Annotated in this window: 2 protein-coding genes; both read left to right on the top strand. The window is 37.1% G+C overall.

Annotation, left to right across the window (positions count from 1 at the left end):
* Positions 1 to 56 precede the first annotated feature (56 nt).
* Complete coding sequence (locus CDG77_RS38380) at positions 57 to 449, top strand: helix-turn-helix domain-containing protein (RefSeq protein ID WP_094333676.1); 393 nt, start codon at positions 57 to 59, stop codon at positions 447 to 449.
* The gene (locus tag CDG77_RS35065) at positions 362 to 1003 is read left to right on the top strand and encodes an IS630 family transposase (RefSeq protein WP_223270178.1); all 642 of its coding nucleotides are present in this window, start codon (positions 362 to 364) and stop codon (positions 1001 to 1003) included. Before CDG77_RS38380 ends, CDG77_RS35065 begins: the two co-directional genes overlap by 88 nt.
* Positions 1004 to 1020 lie beyond the last annotated feature (17 nt).

Genomic DNA, 1020 nt, shown 5'->3' with positions numbered 1-1020 from the left:
TACAGCATTTTCGAGGTGCATGAGGTACAGTAAGTAATAGTGCATTAAGAACTATAATGAAACCTTACTCAATCGATTTGCGTTCAAAAATAGTAAATGCCTATGAAAGAGGTGACACTTCGATAAGAATTGTAGCTGTTCAATTTGGTGTAGCGAAAAGCTATGTACAAAAGCTGCTCCAGCTAAAGAGAACCCAAGGACATCTAGAACCTAAAAAGCAAGGTGGGACAATCAAGGGTAAATTGGATAAGTATGGTAGCGAATTAGCCGAAATGGTGAAAAGTTATCCAGACGCAACTTTATCAGAATACTGCGAGTATTTTGGAGAAAAATATAACGTTTGGGTATGTGCAAGTGTGATGTGTTGTGCATTGCAAAAACAAGAATTAACACGAAAAAAAAGACTTTACGTAGCAGCCAAGCGAAAACAGAAAGAGTCCAAAAACTGAGAATAGAGTATTGGGAGAAAGTAAAACAAATAGACCCAGATGATCTTGTATTTATCGATGAAATGGCTGTTTTACTTGGTTTGACCCGAACTCATGCTCGAAGCGATCGCGGTAGTAGGGCGTATGATTTTAAACCATATTACAGAGGAGCGAAAATCAGTGTAATCGGAGGAATTAGCTTAAAGAAAGTTTTAGCTGTGATGACTTTAAACGGCTCAATGGATGGAGATGCGTATAAAGTTTTTGTAGAACATTTTTTACTTCCGCAATTATGGGTCGGTGCTGTCGTTGTCATGGATAATCTACCTGCACATAAAGTCGAAGAGATTAAGCCTTTAATTGAATCTGTTGGAGCAAGTGTTCTTTATCTATCTCCTTATTCTCCCGAATTCAATCCCATCGAGCATTGGTGGTCACAATTAAAAGCTTTTCTGAAACAATTTTCTCCCAAACATGCATCTGTAGTTGATGGTTTAATTAAAATTGCCCTGAAATTAGTTAATCCAAAGCATCTAAAAAATTGGTTTACTAATTGTTGTTACTGTACCTCATAAACCTCAAATACGCTGTA

Origin of the sequence: Nostoc sp. 'Peltigera membranacea cyanobiont' 213, assembly GCF_002245975.1 — a bacterium.
Classification (GTDB): domain Bacteria; phylum Cyanobacteriota; class Cyanobacteriia; order Cyanobacteriales; family Nostocaceae; genus Nostoc.
This window is presented reverse-complemented; position numbering and strand designations above follow the sequence as displayed.

Excerpts from the sequence above, each read along its gene's own strand:
- CDG77_RS38380 (WP_094333676.1), top strand. The coding sequence starts at position 57 with ATGAAACCTTACTCAATCGATTTGCGTTCAAAAATAGTAAATGCCTAT.